The organism is Halomonas icarae (assembly GCF_009901955.1).
GTDB classification, from domain to species: domain Bacteria; phylum Pseudomonadota; class Gammaproteobacteria; order Pseudomonadales; family Halomonadaceae; genus Halomonas; species Halomonas icarae.
Map to the genome: position 1 here is coordinate 3355696 of NZ_WUTS01000001.1, position 18478 is coordinate 3374173.

The following is an 18478-nucleotide window of genomic DNA, read 5'->3' on the forward strand; positions in this document are numbered from 1 at the left end:
CTTCACAATCATAACAAGGCTTTTCTATGCAGCAGCTTCAGCAATTTAAAGGGCGCTTCGGCGCCCTCTTTCTGGCACTAGGTGTCAGCCTTTCACTGAGCGCCGGCGCCGCCGACGATCAACAGGAAGCACGCCTGGTATTGCTGGGCACAGCCGGCGGCCCATCCGCCAAGGCGGCTCGGGCCCAGCCCGCCAACGCTCTCGTCATCGGCGATGATGTCTACATCATCGACGCAGGCGATGGCGTAGTGCGTCAGATGATCCTGGCCGGTATTTCTCCACGCGACCTGCGCGCCGTCTTCCTGACCCACCAGCACTCCGACCATAACGTTGGCTATTGCCCACTGCTGGTTCGAAGCTGGGCCAGTGGCCAGCGCGATGATATTGATGCTTATGGTCCTGAGCCGCTTCAGCGGATGACCGATGCCTGCATGGCTCTGAACGAGTGGGACATTACCCTGCGCCAGGTCGACGAGGGGCGCCCTGACCTGACGCGTATGGTGAAGGTCCACGAAATCACTGCCGATGGAGTCATTTACCAGGATGACAATGTCACCGTGACCGCCTTCGAAGTGCCCCACGGTGCCGCAGAGCCGTCTTACGGCCTACGTTTCGATACGGCCGAGCATGCCATCGTCTTCTCGGGCGACACCTCGGGCGGTGACAACCTCATCCAACACGCCCAGGATGCCGACATTCTTGTGCACGAAGTGGTCAGCGTACCCGGTGTGGAGGCGCTGGTTGAGCGCATCGACCCGGGCAATGATGCACTGGTGCGGCATATCGTTGAGGCTCATACACCACCCGAAGAGGTGGGCAGAATCGCGAAAAGCACCGGGGTAGACACCCTGGTACTCAATCATTTCGTGCCGACCGGTGGGCCTAGTGATAATGACCAGTCCTGGTATGACGCGGCCAGCAGTGAATTCGATGGTCATATCATCGTGGGTCAGGATCTGATGGAAATCCCCCTGACCAAGAGCCCCACTCCTGACCAAGGGAAACAGTGATGACGACACTTTATGGTTACTTCCGCTCATCGGCTGCCTATCGGGTGCGCATCGCGCTAAATCTCAAGGGACTCGACTATGACCAGGCACCGGTCAACCTGGTAAAGGGCGAGCAGCGCGGAGATGCCAATCTCGCTCGCAACGCCCAGGGGCTGGTACCGGTACTCGAAACCAGCGAGGGAACACAGCTGACTCAGTCACTGGCTATCTGTGAGTACCTCGATGAGATATATCCCGAACCGCCACTTCTGCCGGCAGATGCCGAAGGTCGTGCGCGAGTGCGCGCCCTGGCCCAGCTGGTGGCCTGCGAGATCCACCCTCTCAACAACCTCAAGGTACTCAAGTACCTGGTGGGCGAGCTCGGTGTGGGTGACGAGGCCAAGCTCGGCTGGTACCGCCACTGGATCGCCGAAGGCTTCCAGGCCCTGGAGGCCAAGCTCACTGCCGAAGCGGGCAGCGGCAAGTTCTGTCATGGAGACTCCCCAGGCCTGGCGGACATCTGCCTGGTCCCCCAGGTGTTCAACGCCGAACGTTTCGAGTGCGATCTGTCGCCCTACCCGAGGATTCGAGGTATCGCAGCCAACTGTCGTGCGCTTCCCGCCTTTGCCAAGGCAGCTCCGGAAGCACAACCGGATGCCGGCTGAGAAACTAGCAGGCTAATGGAACGGGCAGGACTTCCCGAAAGTTTTGCCCGTTTTTCTGTTGGCCGATAACAACATTAAGGAGACCTCGGTGCTGAGGCTGACCTCCCCCGCCACCATCGTGGTGCTGGCCGCCCTGACGGCCCTAGGCCCGCTGGCCACCGATATGTACCTGCCGGCAATGCCGGCGATGGCCGAAGCGTTGAACACCGGGCCCGACCAGGTACAGCTGACTTTGAGCCTCTACATGGCAGGCTTTGCCCTGGCCCAACTCTTCTGCGGACCGATCTCCGATCGATTCGGGCGCCGACCGGTGATGATCGCCGGCTTCTCCCTTTTCCTGGCTGCCAGCCTGCTGTGTGCCTTCGCGCCCAATATCGAGTGGCTACTGGCAGGCCGCTTCCTGCAAGCCTTCGGTGGCGCCGCCGGCCCGGTGCTGGGGCGCGCCGCGGTTCGCGATATCTACGGCCCCGTCGAAGCAGGCCGCGTTCTCTCCTACATGGCCAGCACCATGGCACTGGCGCCGGCGCTTGCCCCGGTAGTAGGAGCAGGGCTGCTACTGTTCTTCGGCTGGCAATCTGTCTTCCTGCTATTATCGCTCTATGCGGTGATCATGCTGTTTATCCTGACCCTGTTGATGCCCGAGTCACTACCGCCAGAGCGGCGTCAGTCGGTCGCACCACGCATCATCCTCTCCAACTACCGCATGCTACTGACCCAGCGCAGCTTCCTCGGCTATACCCTGATCAACGCCAGCGGCTTCGCCGGTCTGTTTGCCTTCCTCTCGGGCTCCTCCTTCGTACTCATCGAGTATATGGGGCTATCGCCGTTCCAGTATGGTATCGGGTTTACCTTGATCGTGGCGGGGTTCTTTTCGGGCACTTTGTACAGCGGTCGTTACAGCCATCGCCTGGGTCGAGATCGTTTGTTGTGGATCGCCACCTCGCTCTGTGCATTGTCCGGTAGCAGCATGGCGGCGCTGGCAATATTCGGCGTGCACCAGCCCTGGGCGGTCATTGGCCCTCATATTCTGTTTCTGTTCGGTTTCGGTATCGTCATGCCGCAGAGCATGGCCGGCGCCCTGGCGCCCAATCCCGAATGCGCAGGCTCCGCCTCTTCACTGTTCGGCTTCCTGCAAATGACCATCGCCGCTCTGGGAGGGGCCCTGGTCGGCCAGTTTCACGATGGCACTTCACTCACCATGGCCGTGGCCATTGGACTCGCGGGCTTGTTGTCACTACTGGCATTCTTCAGCTTGGGAAGAAACAGTGATATGAGCTCGAGTTCCGCGCCACCATCAGCTACCAAAAAGGTATCGCGATGATGGGACCAGCCCGCAAGCGAGAGTATTTTTTGGCATCTGATGACATCAAGTAACTCCCATAACCCATATTAAAACCATAATATAAATAAGGATTGATAGAAAATGGCTCAACCATTTACTCTTGGGACCTGCACAACGCTGCTGACCGCTCTACCGCTAGTCGCAATGCTTGGCATCCAGCCAGCCGCGGCCGCTGAGGTGACCATCGAATGGAGCCAGGCCGGTACGCCACATGTCTTTGCCGACGACAATTACGGGCTGTTCATGGGCTACGGTTATGCCATCGCTCAGGATCGCCTCTTCCAGCTCGAGATGACACGACGCAGTACACAGGGCCATGTCGCTGCAGTGCTGGGCGAGGAGTATATAGACTTCGACACGGGGGTACGCCGCAACTATGATCCGGAGCGTATTCGCCGGCAACTGGCAGCTTTGGATAAGCACGAGTACAACATCCTTCAAGGCTATGCCGATGGCATCAATCGCTGGCTCGAGGAGATCGAAGCAGCGCCCGACAACCGAATGCCGAAGCAATTTCTCGATCATGGCTTCAGACCTGAACCCTGGGAAGCCTTCGATGTCGCCATGGTCTTCATCGGCACCATGATTAACCGCTTCGGCGACTACAACACCGAAATCCAGAACCAACAGATCCTGAATAACCTAATCAGGGAGCATGGTCAGGATACTGGCAAGGCCATTTTTGACTGGCTGCTGGCCTTTTACGATCCAGATGCCCAGACCACGGTGCCAAATGGCGAATGGGATCCCGCCAGACGCCAGGGTGCCTTTACTCTTGGCGGGACCGACCCCGCCTTCACATCGACAGCTCCCCTGGAACGATCTCAGGACCTGGCCGAGCTGTCGGCTCCCGAGAAGGCCTTCAGCAACATATTGGTGCTCGGTCCGGAGCGCACCGACTCGGCTACATCGATCCTGATAAACGGGCCGCAGTTCGGCTTCTACCAGCCGGCCTATACCTACTCTATTGGTCTGCATGGCGCCGGCTACAATGCCGTTGGCAACAGCCCTTTCGGCTATCCAATGGTAGTATTTGGGCATAATGGAAAGATCACCTGGGGCAGCACTTGGGGAGCCGCCGACAACGTCGATATTTTCCGGCTAGAGCTTGACCCCGACGATCCAACCCGCTATCGCTTCGAGGATAGCTACCGGAAGCTCGAAATGCGCTCCGAGACCATCACCGTAAAGGGCGCAGAGGACGTCGACATAAAGGTCTATCGCTCCCACCACGGGGCGGTAGTCGATTACCGACCTGACGAAGGCGTCGCCTACGCCAAGCAGCGCGGCTGGGAGGGCAAGGAAGTCTCCACCCTAATGGCCTGGAATCGTGTTGCCAAGGCTGAGGACCATACAACTTGGCAGGCGGAAGTCAGCCAGTCAGCGATCAATGTCAACTGGTACTATGCTGATCAGCAAGGCAATATCGCCTATGCGCTAGGGGGCCACTATCCCGTCAGGGCCCCCGGTAGCGACGGCCGACTCCCGATGCCGGGCAACGGCGAATACGAATGGCAAGGCTTCATGCCTTTCGACAGTAACCCCCAGGTGCTCAACCCGTCCACCGGCTACATCACCAACTGGAACCAGCGTCCGGCAGAGGGGATGCCTAACCCAGACATGTGGTGGTATGCCTGGCACGAAGCCGATCGCGTTCAGACACTCATCGACGCCGTCGAGTCTCAGGAACGCCTGAGCGCTGACGAGGCCTGGCAGCTGATGATGGATGCATCCTTCGTCGACCCAAGCCCACGCTTCTTTATTCCTCTTCTGCTCGACGCACTCGATGGCGAGAACGATGACACGCTTCGCAGGGGGGCTGAGTTACTCTCCAAGTGGGATTACATGGAGTACGATCAGGATGCTGACGGTGAGTATGACCAGGCCGCGATCCCCTTGTACCGAGCCTGGCTCGAGCAACTGATCATACTAAGCCTGAGCGATATACTGCCCGAAGAAATCGCTCCCTGGTTCCTGACCACCGGCCACCTCAAACCAGGCCAGGCTAGCACCGGCAGCACCAATATCTCGGTGGCGGCGAAGTTGGTGTATAGGGCGCTGCGTCAACACCAGCATGGCGAGAGCGGTACCTACGACCTGTTCGCGGATCGCGACCCGAAGCGGCTGATGCGTGAAGCCATGCAGATCGCCATCGCCAATCTTCAGCAGACGCAGGGCGATGACATGGATGCCTGGCGCAGCGGAGTAGCCCATACTATCTTCTCGCATCGCAACTTCATGGGCGTGCCTCAAGCCGGTAAAGACGAAGACATCCGCGTTCATCACGCCATGAATCGCGGCACTGAGAACAACATGACCGTGTTCACGTCGCAGGAGGCACGCGGCTACGAAGTGGCGGCGCCAGGACAATCCGGCTTCGTGGCTCCTGATGGAGATCGCTCACCGCATTATGACGATCAGATCCCGCTGTTCCGTGAACTCGAGAACAAACCTGTGCTACTAAATACGGCGACGATCCGGGAGGACTCCACCAGGCAGGAACGACTGACGTACTGAGCTACTCTCCTCACCTCATAGCGCACGAAGATCCTCGATGCAAAGGTCGAGGGTCTTCTTGTGACAATAGCCTGATCAGCTCTTGAAGAGCACCTCACTACGGCAGTAACGCCGAGACACCATCTCTGCCTAACTCCAATAGCCTGCTTCAGCGGCCCATTTGCAGCGCTGGAGACTGTTGCGGCTGTGGCAGGCAGAGAACAGACTACTGGCAGCCTCGGGCAAGCTCGAATATCTAGGGGGTGCTAGATTCGTTGAGACATGTCAAACGAAAACCGGTACACCGGCTTAGTTTATCTTGGGCAGCTACACAGCACCCTCCCTTTCGCAAGAGGCAAAAAATAATGAGCGATACCATGCTACCGCGTCTAAGCGAAGTTAATGCCTTTTTTGAACGTGCCACCGGCAGCTTTGTCGATGGCCACTATGCTGCGGCAACCGATCAAGTTCGAGAGGTGCTTGACCCATCCTCGGGTGCGGCGCTTGCCAAGATTTGCTTGGCGGACATGGCGCTGGTCGATGAGGCGGTAGCGTCGACGAAACGCTCTTTTCAGCACCGTCATTGGCGCGGACTATCGCCGGCTCAGCGTGAGCGGGTCTTACTAAAATTCGCCGATATAATCGAAGAACATGCCGAAGAACTTGCTCAGATCGAAACTCTTAACCAAGGCAAGTCGATTCATATTAGCCGCGCAGTAGACGTTGGCTTCTCCGTCGACTTCGTTCGCTATATGGCGGGCTGGACGACCAAGGTAGAGGGAAAAACAACCGATGTGTCCATCGGCATGCCCGAAGGGGCCAAGTTTAACGCTTATACGCTTCGCCAACCCGTGGGTGTCGTCGCCGGCATCGTACCCTGGAACTTTCCCATGATGATTGCATTATGGAAGGTCTTGCCGGCCCTGGCAGCCGGATGCTCGGTGGTGATCAAGCCGGCAACGGAAACCCCGCTAAGCGTGCTGCGGCTGGCGGAGCTGGCCCTCGAAGCCGGCTTGCCGCGCGGAGTATTCAACGTGGTGGTCGGTTCCGGCTCGATGGCCGGCGCACGCCTGGCGAGTCATCCCGACGTGAATAAGGTCACTTTTACCGGCAGTACCGAGGTTGGCAAACAGATCGGACACGCGGCCGTGGATCATATGGCCAGCTTCTCGCTTGAGCTGGGCGGAAAAAACCCTATGCTGGTGCTGGCAGACGCCGACGTTGACGCAGCCGTGGAGGGCGCACTCATGGCGGGCCTGCTCAATCAGGGTCAGGTATGCGCCGCAGCCTCACGCTTCTATGTTCACCGTGACCTGCACGACACTTTCTGCAACAAGCTTCATGGCGCTATCTCGCAGATGTCAATCGGTCCCGGCATGGACCCCAACGCACAGCTTAACCCGGTTGTTTCCCACCGGCATCGGCAGAGCATACTTTCCCATCTGCAGCGTGCAGAGCAGGAAGGTGCCAGGGTACTGAGTGGACCCTCAATACCCGATAGCGAAGGCTTCTACGTTTCGCCCGTGGTCTTGAGCAACGTGACACAGAAAATGAGCGCGGCGCGTGAAGAAATCTTCGGTCCCATACTATCGGTCATACCCTTCGATGACGTGGATGAGGCGCTTTCCATGGTCAACGATAGTGACCTGGGCCTGGCGGCAAGCGTATGGACGAATAACCTGTCGGAAGCCATGCGCCTTATCCCCGAAATTGAAGCCGGCACAGTCTGGGTCAATACACATGTTACGCTTGATGCCAGCTTACCGTTTGGGGGAGTCAAGCAGTCGGGTATTGGAAGAGAGTTTGGTCGTGAGGCTCTAGAGGCCTGTACGACTCTCAAGTCCGTATGCATTGCTTACTGAGAAACAAACATAGTGAGAAATGAACTGCACCCTGAAAGTTAGACAACCAATCCAGCTTTCGGGGTGAAGTTAAAAATACCAGCTGCTCGGCTAGACCTGCGCGACTCTTTCCAGTTATGACTTATCTCTATAATAATGATGCCGATAGTCTCTTGGTGACTGACCAAATGCTTTCTTGAAGGCACGGCTAAAGTGGGCTGAGTCTGTAAACCCCCATTCAAAGGCAATATCGGTAATTGAGCGATGTGCTTGCGCAGAGCAAGTCAGGGCCTCGGCACTTCGTTCAAGGCGTCTTCTCTGGATATATCGTGCCACGGTCTCTGCTTGCGTTTCGAAGACTCGATAGAGCTGACGCACAGATATATTGAGACGTATCGCCACCTTGTTTGGCGACAGGTCAGTATCTTGAAGTTGTTGATCAATTAAAAGCTTCGCACTTCTGTACAAGTGCTCAGCCGTATTCATGTCTTCTTCAGGATGTGTCTGCCCCCAATCCTGAGCTCGAAGCAACGCAATCATGGCTGCACATAGTGCCTCTCCTTCACTCTTATCGACCTCACCAGGCCCAAGAGAAAGAATTCGGCTCATCATCATCTGAAGGATGTCCCCGCTGGGTCCTGCGATCCGCAGTTTACCAAAAGGTACTTCTCGCTTATCGAGTCGTTTGAGAACATCTTGACGCGGAAGATGAAAGGAAGCGTGGTCAATTAAACCATAAGGAAGAATCTCGCACTCTTGGACCGAGTCCACCAGAGCCATTTCACCGGCATTCAAACTTGTTGAGCGGCCATTTTGGTAGATCTCGGCTCGCCCGCGGCGTTGCAAGATAAGAAAACAGTGTCGATCATCTTCATTATCGGCGTTGAGACGCCGCCGTGTGATGTGCTTCGCATTCGTTGTTATCTCGGCAACTTCTAGTCCTACGCTTGTCAAGCATTTGACATCACCGAAAAAAGGCATCCCGCTTGGCGGCTGTGCATCAAAATTACCGCATACTTGACGCAGCGAAGTCAGCCAATGAGAAAACACGGGCTGGACAGGACTCAAGGAAGCCATAGCGTCTCCTTTCGACTAAAGTCGAAGATCTTTGGCCAAACGTTCACGATCATTACACGCCATTCTAGTTCATCCGTCCAATTCTTATATAAATGCGCATTTTGGGAAAATATGGCATATGTCACAACGAGTCAATTGTACAGGCATGGGGAGTCAAGAAAGCCCCCTGCCTTGCGTATTTACTAGACATAGCTGACCTTCAAGAGTCAGCGCCGAACCAAAATCGTCAAGGGTCCGATCGATATCGCACCCCAAACCCTGACAATCAGGCTGCCTGGGCGAGAAACTGGCCGGAGGTAAGCAGACTTGGCAGGCATCGACTACCAAACATAATAAACAGGCACTCCCCTATGCAGCTCCATGTCTTGGGCGCTTCAGGCGCTCGCCCTCTGCTGACCAGTACGGTATTTTCATTATTTTTCGTGGCCAGCCAGTGCTCAGCAGCCGATGAAACAGGCTCAATCGATGACGTTACTGAGGCTCGCGTTTCCGCCGAGAGTCTCGTGGCACCAACGCGGGTCATTACGTTGGGAACCGGTACACCTAACATCATCGAAGGTCGTGCCGGAACGGCCACCGCCATCGTTGTCAATCAGGATGAAGTCTATCTGTTCGATGCAGGTGCCGGCTTCATGGAAAATCTGGCCAGTTTCCAGACTCTGGATAAGCAGGGGATCTTTCCGACCTCGCCCTCTTATCCGGAATTCATGTACCCGACATTCCTGAATAAACTTTTCCTTACACACCTCGACTCCGATCATATCCTCGGCATTCCCGAACTGTTGCTGCGGGGTTGGGTGCTCGAGCGTGAAGAGCCGGTAAAGATCTGGGGCCCTTCCGGCACCCGAACCGTCGTCGACGGCGTCGTCTCAGCCTACCAGCCGGATATACAGCACCGTCTGGCTAGCCTGCCTATCGGCAAGGAGGCGCCCTACACCGGAATCGTCACAGAGCTCGGTTCAGCGCCCGGCATCATCTATCAGGATCACTATGTCACTATTAGCGCTTTTGATGTCGATCATGGCAGCTGGGAGGCCGGTGAAGCCTTCGGCTATCGCATCGAAGCACCCGACAAGACTATCGTTATCTCCGGCGACACCAGCTACAGTGAAAATCTGATACAGCACGCTCAGGGAGCCGATATTTTACTGCATGAGGTCATGTCTCAGTCCGGGCTGGAAGGGCTACCCCCACAGTGGCAAGAGTATATGCTGGATGCCCATACGACGACCGAACAGCTGGCCGACATTGCCGAGCAGATCAATCCCGAGTCGCTGATCATGATTCACCCCCTCTTCTTGGGTGCTTCAGAAAACAGCTTGATTGACGAGATGACGCAAGCCTATAGCGGCGATTTCGCACTAGCGAATGATGGCGATATCTTCGAATAAATAGAGTATTTTTTACTATTCATATGCTCTAAGCGAGTTTTCCATAAGAAAGCATATGGATTGCGTAGAGAAACTACTCTCCAATTCTAGCCAGGAGCGACGGTCATGAATCATAAAAAAGCCAGGCTGCGGCTGTTTTTCCGTAGTGCTCTACTACTAATGATTGCAGGACTTGGCAGCCTTTCCGCCCAGGCCAGGGGAGGGGAGGAGATCTTGCGTGAGCACTGCACTTTATGCCATGCGGAGACCACTACCGAGAGTGGAGCGGCACATTTTTCGCGTATTTCCGACCAGCGCAAGACACCAGAAGGCTGGCATATGTCGATCAATCGCATGCTGCATTTGAGAGGCGTATGGCTGCCGCCGCAGGAGAAACAAGCACTGGTAGAGTATCTCGCTAACACTCAAGGGCTTGCACCAAGCGAAGCGGCCCCCTTCCGCTACCTGCTGGAGCAGGATACCAACCGAGTGGAAACCGAGGTCGACCCAAATCTTGAGCAGATGTGCGCTCGCTGTCACTCCGCGGCAAGATTCGGTTTACAGCGCCGTACCGAGCAGGAGTGGCAGTATCTGGTCAATTTTCATATGGGCCAGTTCCCCACCACCGAGCTACATGCCATGGCTCGCGATCGCGAGTGGTATCGACTGGCCCATGACGAGGTAGCACCGGAACTGGCTGAGCGATACGGGCTGAAGAGCGAAGCTTGGGAGGAGTGGTTGAGCCAGGACAAGCCCCTGCTGAAAGGTAGCTGGCGCGTGATCGGTTTCGTTCCTGGAAAGGGAGAATATGATGGCCGCATGACTGCCGTCCCCGATGAAGACGGCAACGGATTTATGCTGCAGATGAAGGGTCACTACGCAGATGGTTCGCCGCTCGAGGGCGAAGGCCATGCACGTGTCTACACCGGTTACGAGTGGCGCGGCACGCTGATGTTGGACGACGTCGAGATGCGTCAGGTGCTGGCGGCCGATCCCGAAGGAGAAACCCTGCGGGGTCGAATGTTCCTGGCCGACAGCCGCCGGCTCGGCGGTGCAATGAATGCTTATAAGGACCATGAGCGCACCGAAGTGCTGGCGATCCAACCGGGATACCTGCGGCTTGGAGAAAGCCGAGAGGTAACGTTGATTGGCCAGCACCTGAATGGCGAGGTCTCTCTAGGTGAGGGTGTTCGCGTCGAGGAGGTGATTGAACGCAGCGATGACCGTATTCGGATGCGGATCAGCGCCGCGGCCAAGGGCTCACCTGGAGTGCGTGATGTGACCGTGGGCGAAGCGACAGGCGACAACATCTTGGCAGTCTATGATCGTCTAGCGCGGCTGGAGGTCGAGCCGGCCCATGCCTTGGCGCGAGTCGGCGGTAACGGCGGCCAGCTCGACAAGATGCGCGTAGCCTTCCGAGCGGTGGGCTATGCCGCCGGTGCGGATGGCGAGGTAGGCACCGATGACGACCTACGCCTGGGCTATATGCCGGCTGACTGGTCGATCATCCCCGCCGATGAGACAGCTGCACATGAACAGGATGCCGATTACGCCGGTACCATCGATGCCCACGGCATCTTCACCCCCGGCGATGCCGGTCCCAACCCGGAACGCCCCAAGTCGGCTAACAATGTCGGACGCCTGAAAGCTGTAGCGACGGTGGATGACGGAACGGACCAGGTCTCCGGAGAAAGTCGGCTGCTGGTAGCAGTGCAGGATTACGTGCAGCGCGTGCTCGACTGATCCTCCTGTATTCAGGCCTTGAAGTGGTGCCACTCCGTGTGGCACCTGGACGACGACCGACATTCTATAATAACGAGGTGAATATGGGTGCCATGCAACTTGTCGAACCCAATCTGCATCGGGTCGACGTTCAGTCGAGACAGATGCTCTTCCATGTGCCCAGCAGCAGTCTTTTCGAGCTGGATGCTCTCAGCCGCGACCTGCTGGCACTCTTCGACCAGCATGACAAGGTCGATCGATCCACTCTCGCCACACTGGAAGCCCACCACAAAGCCGAGGCCATCGAGGAAACCTTGGATGAGCTGAAATTGCTCGAGGTCATTCAGGAGCCCGGCGCTCCGGTACAGATCAATCCCAAGCCGCAGAAAGTGACCCGATTTCCCCTGACCACCGTAGTTCTCAATGTCAACACTGGTTGCAACCTGAGCTGCACTTACTGTTACAAGGAAGACCTGACGACCCCTTCTCAAGGTCAAAAGATGGGCTACGACACGGCGGTGCGCTCTATCGAGATGCTGCTTAGCGAATCCCCTGATCAACCGCGTTACAACGTGGTCTTCTTTGGCGGTGAGCCACTCTCCAATATGCCGCTTATCCGCGATGTAGTGGCCTACTGCGAGCAGCGCTTCGCCGAGCTTGATGCCGAAGTGGATTTTACCCTCACCACCAACGCTACCATGCTTAACGAAGCACTGGTGGACTGGCTTGATGCTCACCGCTTCGGGCTGACCATCTCCATGGACGGTCCCAAGGCATTGCACGACAAGAATCGTATTACCGTGGGTGGCCAAGGCACCTACGACGTGGTCCGCCGCAAGGTAGAGATGCTGCTGTCGCGCTATCGTTCCCGGCCAGTGGGTTGTCGCGTCACTCTGACCCGTGGGGTTACCGATGTTGAGCGCATCTTCGAACACCTTCATCACGAGCTGGGCTTCGCCGAGGTCGGCTTCGGCCCGGTGACCTCTGGTGATATTGCCGCCTACAACCTTACCGAAGAAGAGCTGGTCAAGGTCTTTACAGGCATGAAGCGCCTCGGTGAACGCTATTACGAAGCCGCTCGCGAGGGTCGCAGCCTGGGTTTCGGCAATATGCACCAGCTGCTGAGCGACATGCACGAAGGCAACAAGAAGCTGCTGCCCTGCGGTGCTGGAGTGGGGCTTCTTGCGGTTGATCATGAAGGGGGACTAAATCTCTGCCACCGCTTCACCGGATCGGATCTACCGCTGTTCGGCGACGTCAAGCAGGGTATCGACAAGCCGCGACTGGCGGAGTTTGTTGAACAGCGTCTCGATCGCAGCGGCACAGGCTGCGAGACCTGTCATATACGTAACCTCTGTTCGGGCGGCTGCTATCACGAGAGCTACGCCAAGTACGGAGATCCGACACGCCCTACCTATCACTACTGCGACCTAATGCGAGACTGGGTGGACTTCGGCATTCATACCTACTCCCGCATCATGTTCGATAACCCGGGTTTCTTCGATTCGCACGTGTCGCCCAGAAGGAGTGCCTGACCCATGAAGCACCTCAAATCGTTCAACAAGAAGGCCGTGCAACTTCAGAAGGCAGTATCACCGGAAGAGGTTGAGGACGTGGTGGCCATGCAGACCATCGTCGGCTGTACCGCGACGGCCGACCCGGGTTGGGAAATCGACGCCTTCGGTGGTCTGAGCTCTCTCTGCCAGCCGATGGAGTCGGATCTGTACGGCTGTGCCGATGCCTGTTGGTGGCCGGCACAGGTGCCGGACACGATGAGTACTTATCCGGACTGGGGTAACGGTGTCGACAAGGCCAACGAGGATTGGCGCAAGATCGACGGCATCTTCGAAGACGAACAATAACGGAGCAACGTCACGATGAGACCCTCACTCCTGCTTTCTTCCCTGGCGACGATCGGGGGGCTAATGCTGACCGGCATCGGTGCAAGCGCTGCCGCGGATACGACATCCTCGGAAGACCCAACCGCACGGGACTATCGGGAATACCTGCTGACCGTCACCCGGCCCAATCAGCTGCAGGTCATCGACATGACCAGCCACACTCTGCTGCGTAGCTGCGATATTCCCGGTCCGTTCGGCTCAGGCATCATGGTACCCGCTGCGGACGGCAAGACCGCCTACGTGATCACCAATATCTGGGAAGATATCGTCGGTATCGATATCCGCGATTGCGAGATCACCTTCCATGCCGCACAGTCCAGCGGCAATGAAACCGTCAAGTCGTTCCAGTCGGTGGCCGTCAGCCAGGACGGCCAGGAGCTCTATACCGTACAGAACCCGGTCCGGCTGATGAGCGATCATTATGAGGTGCTCGAACCGCGCCTGGCTGTCTTCGAAATCGCCGATGGCATCGGCGCCCAGCCGGTACGCACCTTTCCCGTGGACCGCCGCATCACCAAGATCGCCGCCACCGGCACCGGGGAGGTGATTCTCGGTGGCGGCGATCTCCAGGCTATCGACCCCGAGACTGGTGACATTCGTGTGGTTGAACCTTTGCAGAACTGGCAGCGGGGTGAAGAATGGATGACCCCGGATGCCTTCGCCATGCACACCCAAGGCAGTCAGGCCAATGAATACATCATGCCTTACAGTACTGCCCGCTTCACTGACGGTGAGCAGGATATGGCAACCGCCGAATGGTGGTGGGGCATCAGCCGAGTCAACCTGGAGACCGCCGAGTCCGAGCGCATGGAAATCGCGCCGCTCACGGAGGTGATCATGAACTTCGTCACCGATCCGACCGACGACAACATTCTTTATGGTGTTTTTAATTCCGTATCGAAAATCGATATTGCAACCAAGACCATCGTCAAGGAACAACCGCTCGATCACACCTACTACACGGTCAACGTCTCACGGGATGGCAATACCGTCTATGCCGGAGGCACCAGCAGTGATATCTCCGTGCACGACGCAGAAACTCTCGAGAAAATAGCCAGCATTCAACTACCCGGAGATATGTCCACTTCCGATATGCGAGTGGCGGTAATCCACGACGCAGCTCCATAAACAACCCAGCCAGGGAAAGCAGCATGTCACGGGGCACAGCCATGGCCGGCCCACCGGCCAAGACGTAGAGGAAAGCTTTAGTGCTGCATTGGTTGACGCGCGCCATTCACAGCCACGACCGCCCTGCCTTGGAACAGGGCTTTCGCTGGCTATATGGCTTTATCGCACCACATCGTCTGGCGATTATCGGTCTGCTGGGGCTGTCACTGCTGGCTTCACTGCTGGTGTTGCTGCAGCCCTGGCTGACCAAATTGCTGATAGATACGGGCCTGCTGGCCGGAAGCTATCGCACCCTGGTGATGATGGCTAGTTTGATGATCCTCGTCGGCATCAGCAGTACGCTGCTGGCCGGCGTCAATCGCTACCTGCATACACGACTCTCCGGGCGCATCCTGTTCGCTCTGCGCAGCGACCTCTACCGCCATTTGTTGACGCTGTCGCCGCGCTTCTTCGGTGAGCGCCGCACCGGCGATCTGTTGTCGCGTCTGGACGGAGATGTGGCCGAGATCCAGCGTTTCGCGGTGAACAGCCTATTCTCGGCGCTCAGCAGCCTGCTCGGCCTCATCGGGGCCATCGTGCTGATGATACTGCTCTCATGGAAGCTGGCACTGCTGATTTTGATACTGGTGCCGCTCGAAGGAATCTGGCTGCACTGGATGCGGCGCAAGGTCGAGCAGCAGACCCGTGGCCTGCGCGAGCGCTCGGCCGACCTGTCGAGCTTCCTGGTCGAAACCCTGCCCGCCGCCAAGTTCATCCAGTCGAGCGGCCAGTCGGAGCGCGAGCGTAGTCGCCTGGATGGCCTCAACGACCGCTATCTGGGACAACTGCTGGGCCTGCAGATCACCGAGTTCTTCACCCAAGCCATTCCTTCCACCCTGACCTCGCTGACACGCGCGGCGGCCTTCTTGATCGGTGGCTGGTGGGTCATCGAGGGTCAGTGGCAGCTTGGCTCGCTGATCGCCTTCTCGACGTATCTGGGTATGGCCACCGGGCCGGTCAATAGTCTGATGGGATTATACGTGGCCATCCAGCGTATGAGTGTCAGCCTGACCCGGGTCAATGAGGTGCGGCAACAGCACCCCGACGTACTCTCGCCACGAAGACCGCAGCCCTTGCCGACTCCGCTGCGAGGCGAGATCACCCTGGATGCCGTGCGCTTTGGCTATCCCGACCGCTCGCGGCCGGTGCTTGACGGTGTCAGCGCCGTGCTACCCGCCGGCACCAAGATCGCCATCAGTGGTGCCTCGGGAGCGGGGAAATCGACACTGATCGACCTGTTGCAGCGTCATTTTGACCCTCAAGCCGGGCGGCTATGCCTGGACGGTACCGATATCGCCACCCTGGATTTGTCCGCCCTGCGTCGCACCATCGCCGTGGTCAGTCAGGATATCGTGCTGTTTCGCGGCTCTCTGGCCGACAATCTGCGCTACGCCTCACCCGAGGCCAGCGATGATGATATTGCGCGGGCCGCCCACGCCGCCCGTCTAGATGAACTGGTCGAACGTCTACCGGCAGGGCTTGATTCTCCACTTGGCGAACGCGGCCAACAGCTCTCCGGCGGCCAGCGTCAGCGCATTGCCATCGCTCGTGCCCTTTTGCAGGATCCCGCCATCCTGGTGCTCGACGAGGCGACCTCGGCGGTGGACGCGGCCACCGAGGCAGAAGTGATCGCCGCCGTCGACCGACTATTCGCCGGACGCACCCGGATCCTGATCAGCCATCATGCCAGCGCCCTGGCCGGTGCCGACTGGCACTTCCGGCTTGCCGAGGGCCAGCTTACGCCATGCAACGTCGCAGAGGTGCTGGATGCGAGCTGACGGCTGCGTGCGCGTCGGTGTTATCGACAGCGGCCTGGCGCCTGCGTTGAGAGCACACTGTGAGGGCTGCGCCGGCTTCGAGATCCATGATCATGCGCTGTGGCAAACCACGCCAAGAGAAGATCTTCTGGGGCACGGCACCCGAGTCACCAAGATTCTTGTCGATCAGGTGCCCAACGTCAGACTATGGGTGGCCCAGGTTTTCCAGACACGAGCCATCACCACGCCTACCCAGGTGGCCGCCGCGATCGACTGGCTGGTGGCACAGAAGATCGAGCTGATCAACCTCAGCCTGGGCCTGCGCCGAGATAGCGAAGTGCTGCGCGATGCCTGCTATCGAGCACTGCGCGCAGGCACCCTGCTGTGTGCCGCCAGTCCAGCTCGCGGAGAACCAACGTTTCCCGCCTGCTATCCTGGAGTGTTTCGCATGACCGGTGATGCGCGATGCGCTCGGGATGAAATCTCCCACCTGGATACCGCCTACGCCGATTTTGGCGCCTGTGTGCTACCGATCAATGGCGAGCGTCGCCATGCCGGTGCCAGCCTGGGTTGTGCCCATCTCAGCGCGCGAATAGCCAACTACCTGAGAGCAGGCGGCGAGCGTCGCCCAAGCCGGGTACGCGACTGGTTGATAGCAGAGGCCAACTACCGAGGCCCCGAACAGCGTCGAGCGGGAGAAGACCAATGACGGCACATGTTGTCATTTTAGGGGGCGGGCCGGCGGGGTGCACGGTCGCGCTGGGACTAGTTGGTTTGGGTTATAGCGTCACACTGATCCAACGCCCGCGCCCCTTCGCCGCCATCGAGGGCATGTCAGAGCGGGCACTGCAAGGGCTTGCACATGCCGGCTTCGAGATAGCCTTGACGGTGCCTGAAGCACCTTCCCCGCGCCAGGTAGCCTGGAACTCGGCGATCAGTAGTGCCAATGTTGAGCGACTAGTTGAGCGCAGAACCTTCGACCAGGCCCTACTTCAGGACGTCGCGACCCAGGGGGTTAGCGTGATAGACGCCCAGGTCAAGGAGCTACAGCCGATCGCGACCGGCTATCGGGTAACATGGTTAACCCATCGCGGGATAGCGAGTCTCGATGCCGACTTCGTGGTAGAGGCTCGGGGGCGAACCGCTCCCGGAGCAGGAGCCGTAACAGCGCGTGGGCCGAGCAGCGTGACTCTTCTACAACGCCTCCAGGGTGCAAGCGGCCCGGCCGCTTCGGCGGCCCTGAGTCTACCCGACGGCTGGGCCTGGCTGGCGCGGCGTCCCGGTGGCGAGTGCCATGTACAGATCACTCTGGACCCAACCGCCACACGCCTGCCGCCACGGCACGCCATGGCGGATTGGATGAGCACCCGCCTGACCAACCTTGCCGAACAAGCCCCGGCACTGACCGAACCCTTTCTCGGCCACACGAAGCCCTCAGACACACCCCGGGCAAGAGGTAGCACCTCGATCCTGCAGGGTGACTGCGTCGGATCGCGCTATCTGCGAGTGGGAGACGCCGCCATGGCGGTGGACCCACTCTCAGGCAATGGTATCTTCCAGTCGCTGTCGTCGGCACTACAGGCGCCGGCGGTGATCAATACGCTGCTGCGATATCCCTCCCGTGAACTCCTGGCGCGTGAGTTTCATCAATCGCGCCTAGACGGACTCTTCTATCGCTTTGCGCGTATCGGCCGCGACTTCTATGCCCAGGAACTTCAATGGGCCGAACACCCCTTCTGGAAGGCCCGGAGCCACTGGCCGGATGCCGAGCCCTTGCATCGGGAAGTCACCCCCGATCAGGTGCACATCGCACGACGGCCGGTGGTGGCAGAGGGAGAGATTCATGAGGCCGAAGTCGTCGTCACTCCCGATGAGCCCCTGGGCCTATGGCACCTCAATGGTGTGTACCTGGCCCCACTTCTGCGACGGCTAAGAGCGACGCCCGACCTTCCTGCCGAACGAGTCATCGCCGACGCCCTGGGCGACCGTGTACCCGATGACGCTCCACGCAAGCTGGCGCTGTGGATGCGTCAACAGGGCTGGAAAACCTGATGGTTGATCAACCATTGCTGCCTCTGAAGTGGTCCCCGAAATTCGGACCAGGCGCTAAGCTCTGATCAGACCGACCAGGAGACCCTGATCATGAGCAAG

General features: G+C 58.3%; 14 protein-coding genes. 13 read left to right on the plus strand and 1 reads right to left on the minus strand.

Annotated elements, in window-relative coordinates; translation table 11 throughout:
- Window positions 1-26: 26 nt before the first annotated feature.
- The 5 genes from GRB80_RS15490 (at window position 27) to GRB80_RS15510 (ending at window position 7354) form a co-directional block, all read left to right on the plus strand.
- Complete coding sequence (locus GRB80_RS15490; protein ID WP_161424137.1) at window positions 27-1010, plus strand: MBL fold metallo-hydrolase; 984 nt, start codon at window positions 27-29, stop codon at window positions 1008-1010.
- Window positions 1010-1654, plus strand: coding sequence for a maleylacetoacetate isomerase (gene maiA / locus GRB80_RS15495; protein ID WP_161424138.1), 645 nt, complete (start codon window positions 1010-1012; stop codon window positions 1652-1654). The genes GRB80_RS15490 and maiA overlap by 1 nt, the downstream gene beginning before the upstream one ends.
- Window positions 1655-1742: 88 nt before the next feature.
- The gene (locus tag GRB80_RS15500) at window positions 1743-2975 is read left to right on the plus strand and encodes a multidrug effflux MFS transporter (RefSeq protein WP_161424139.1); all 1233 of its coding nucleotides are present in this window, start codon (window positions 1743-1745) and stop codon (window positions 2973-2975) included.
- A gap of 102 nt (window positions 2976-3077) precedes the next feature.
- Window positions 3078-5513 carry a penicillin acylase family protein gene (locus tag GRB80_RS15505; RefSeq protein WP_161424140.1) on the plus strand — a complete coding sequence of 812 codons (2436 nt, stop codon included), beginning with the start codon at window positions 3078-3080 and terminating at the stop codon, window positions 5511-5513.
- A 344-nt stretch (window positions 5514-5857) separates the two neighbouring features.
- A complete protein-coding gene (locus GRB80_RS15510; RefSeq protein ID WP_161424141.1) occupies window positions 5858-7354 on the plus strand; it encodes an aldehyde dehydrogenase family protein in 1497 nt (498 codons plus the stop codon).
- A 114-nt stretch (window positions 7355-7468) separates the two neighbouring features.
- Here the strand turns inward: GRB80_RS15510 and feaR are convergent, their stop codons facing one another.
- Window positions 7469-8410, minus strand: a complete 942-nt coding sequence (gene feaR, locus GRB80_RS15515) for a transcriptional regulator FeaR (RefSeq protein ID WP_161424142.1) — start codon at window positions 8408-8410, stop codon at window positions 7469-7471.
- Window positions 8411-8760: 350 nt separating this feature from the next.
- Between feaR and GRB80_RS15520 the strand changes: the two genes are divergently transcribed.
- From GRB80_RS15520 to qhpG, 8 genes are all read left to right on the plus strand, one after another.
- A complete protein-coding gene (locus GRB80_RS15520) occupies window positions 8761-9801 on the plus strand; it encodes an MBL fold metallo-hydrolase (protein ID WP_161424143.1) in 1041 nt (346 codons plus the stop codon).
- Window positions 9802-9906: 105 nt separating this feature from the next.
- Entirely contained in the window at window positions 9907-11523 is a 1617-nt protein-coding gene (peaA, locus tag GRB80_RS15525) for a quinohemoprotein amine dehydrogenase subunit alpha (RefSeq protein WP_161424144.1), read from the plus strand.
- 83 nt (window positions 11524-11606) lie between these two features.
- On the plus strand, window positions 11607-13037 hold the full coding sequence (gene peaB / locus GRB80_RS15530; protein ID WP_161424145.1) for a quinohemoprotein amine dehydrogenase maturation protein: 1431 nt from the start codon (window positions 11607-11609) through the stop codon (window positions 13035-13037).
- Between the two features lie 3 nt (window positions 13038-13040).
- Window positions 13041-13364, plus strand: coding sequence for a quinohemoprotein amine dehydrogenase subunit gamma (gene qhpC, locus GRB80_RS15535; RefSeq protein ID WP_161424146.1), 324 nt, complete (start codon window positions 13041-13043; stop codon window positions 13362-13364).
- A gap of 63 nt (window positions 13365-13427) precedes the next feature.
- On the plus strand, window positions 13428-14531 hold the full coding sequence (gene peaD, locus GRB80_RS15540; protein WP_161424147.1) for a quinohemoprotein amine dehydrogenase subunit beta: 1104 nt from the start codon (window positions 13428-13430) through the stop codon (window positions 14529-14531).
- A gap of 80 nt (window positions 14532-14611) precedes the next feature.
- A complete protein-coding gene (locus GRB80_RS15545) occupies window positions 14612-16348 on the plus strand; it encodes an ABC transporter ATP-binding protein (protein ID WP_161424148.1) in 1737 nt (578 codons plus the stop codon).
- Window positions 16338-17036: a subtilisin-like serine protease QhpE gene (gene qhpE, locus GRB80_RS15550; protein WP_161424149.1), complete on the plus strand. Its 699-nt coding sequence runs from the start codon at window positions 16338-16340 to the stop codon at window positions 17034-17036. Before GRB80_RS15545 ends, qhpE begins: the two co-directional genes overlap by 11 nt.
- Window positions 17033-18379 carry a flavin-dependent monooxygenase QhpG gene (gene qhpG / locus GRB80_RS15555; RefSeq protein ID WP_161424150.1) on the plus strand — a complete coding sequence of 449 codons (1347 nt, stop codon included), beginning with the start codon at window positions 17033-17035 and terminating at the stop codon, window positions 18377-18379. The genes qhpE and qhpG overlap by 4 nt, the downstream gene beginning before the upstream one ends.
- Window positions 18380-18478 lie beyond the last annotated feature (99 nt).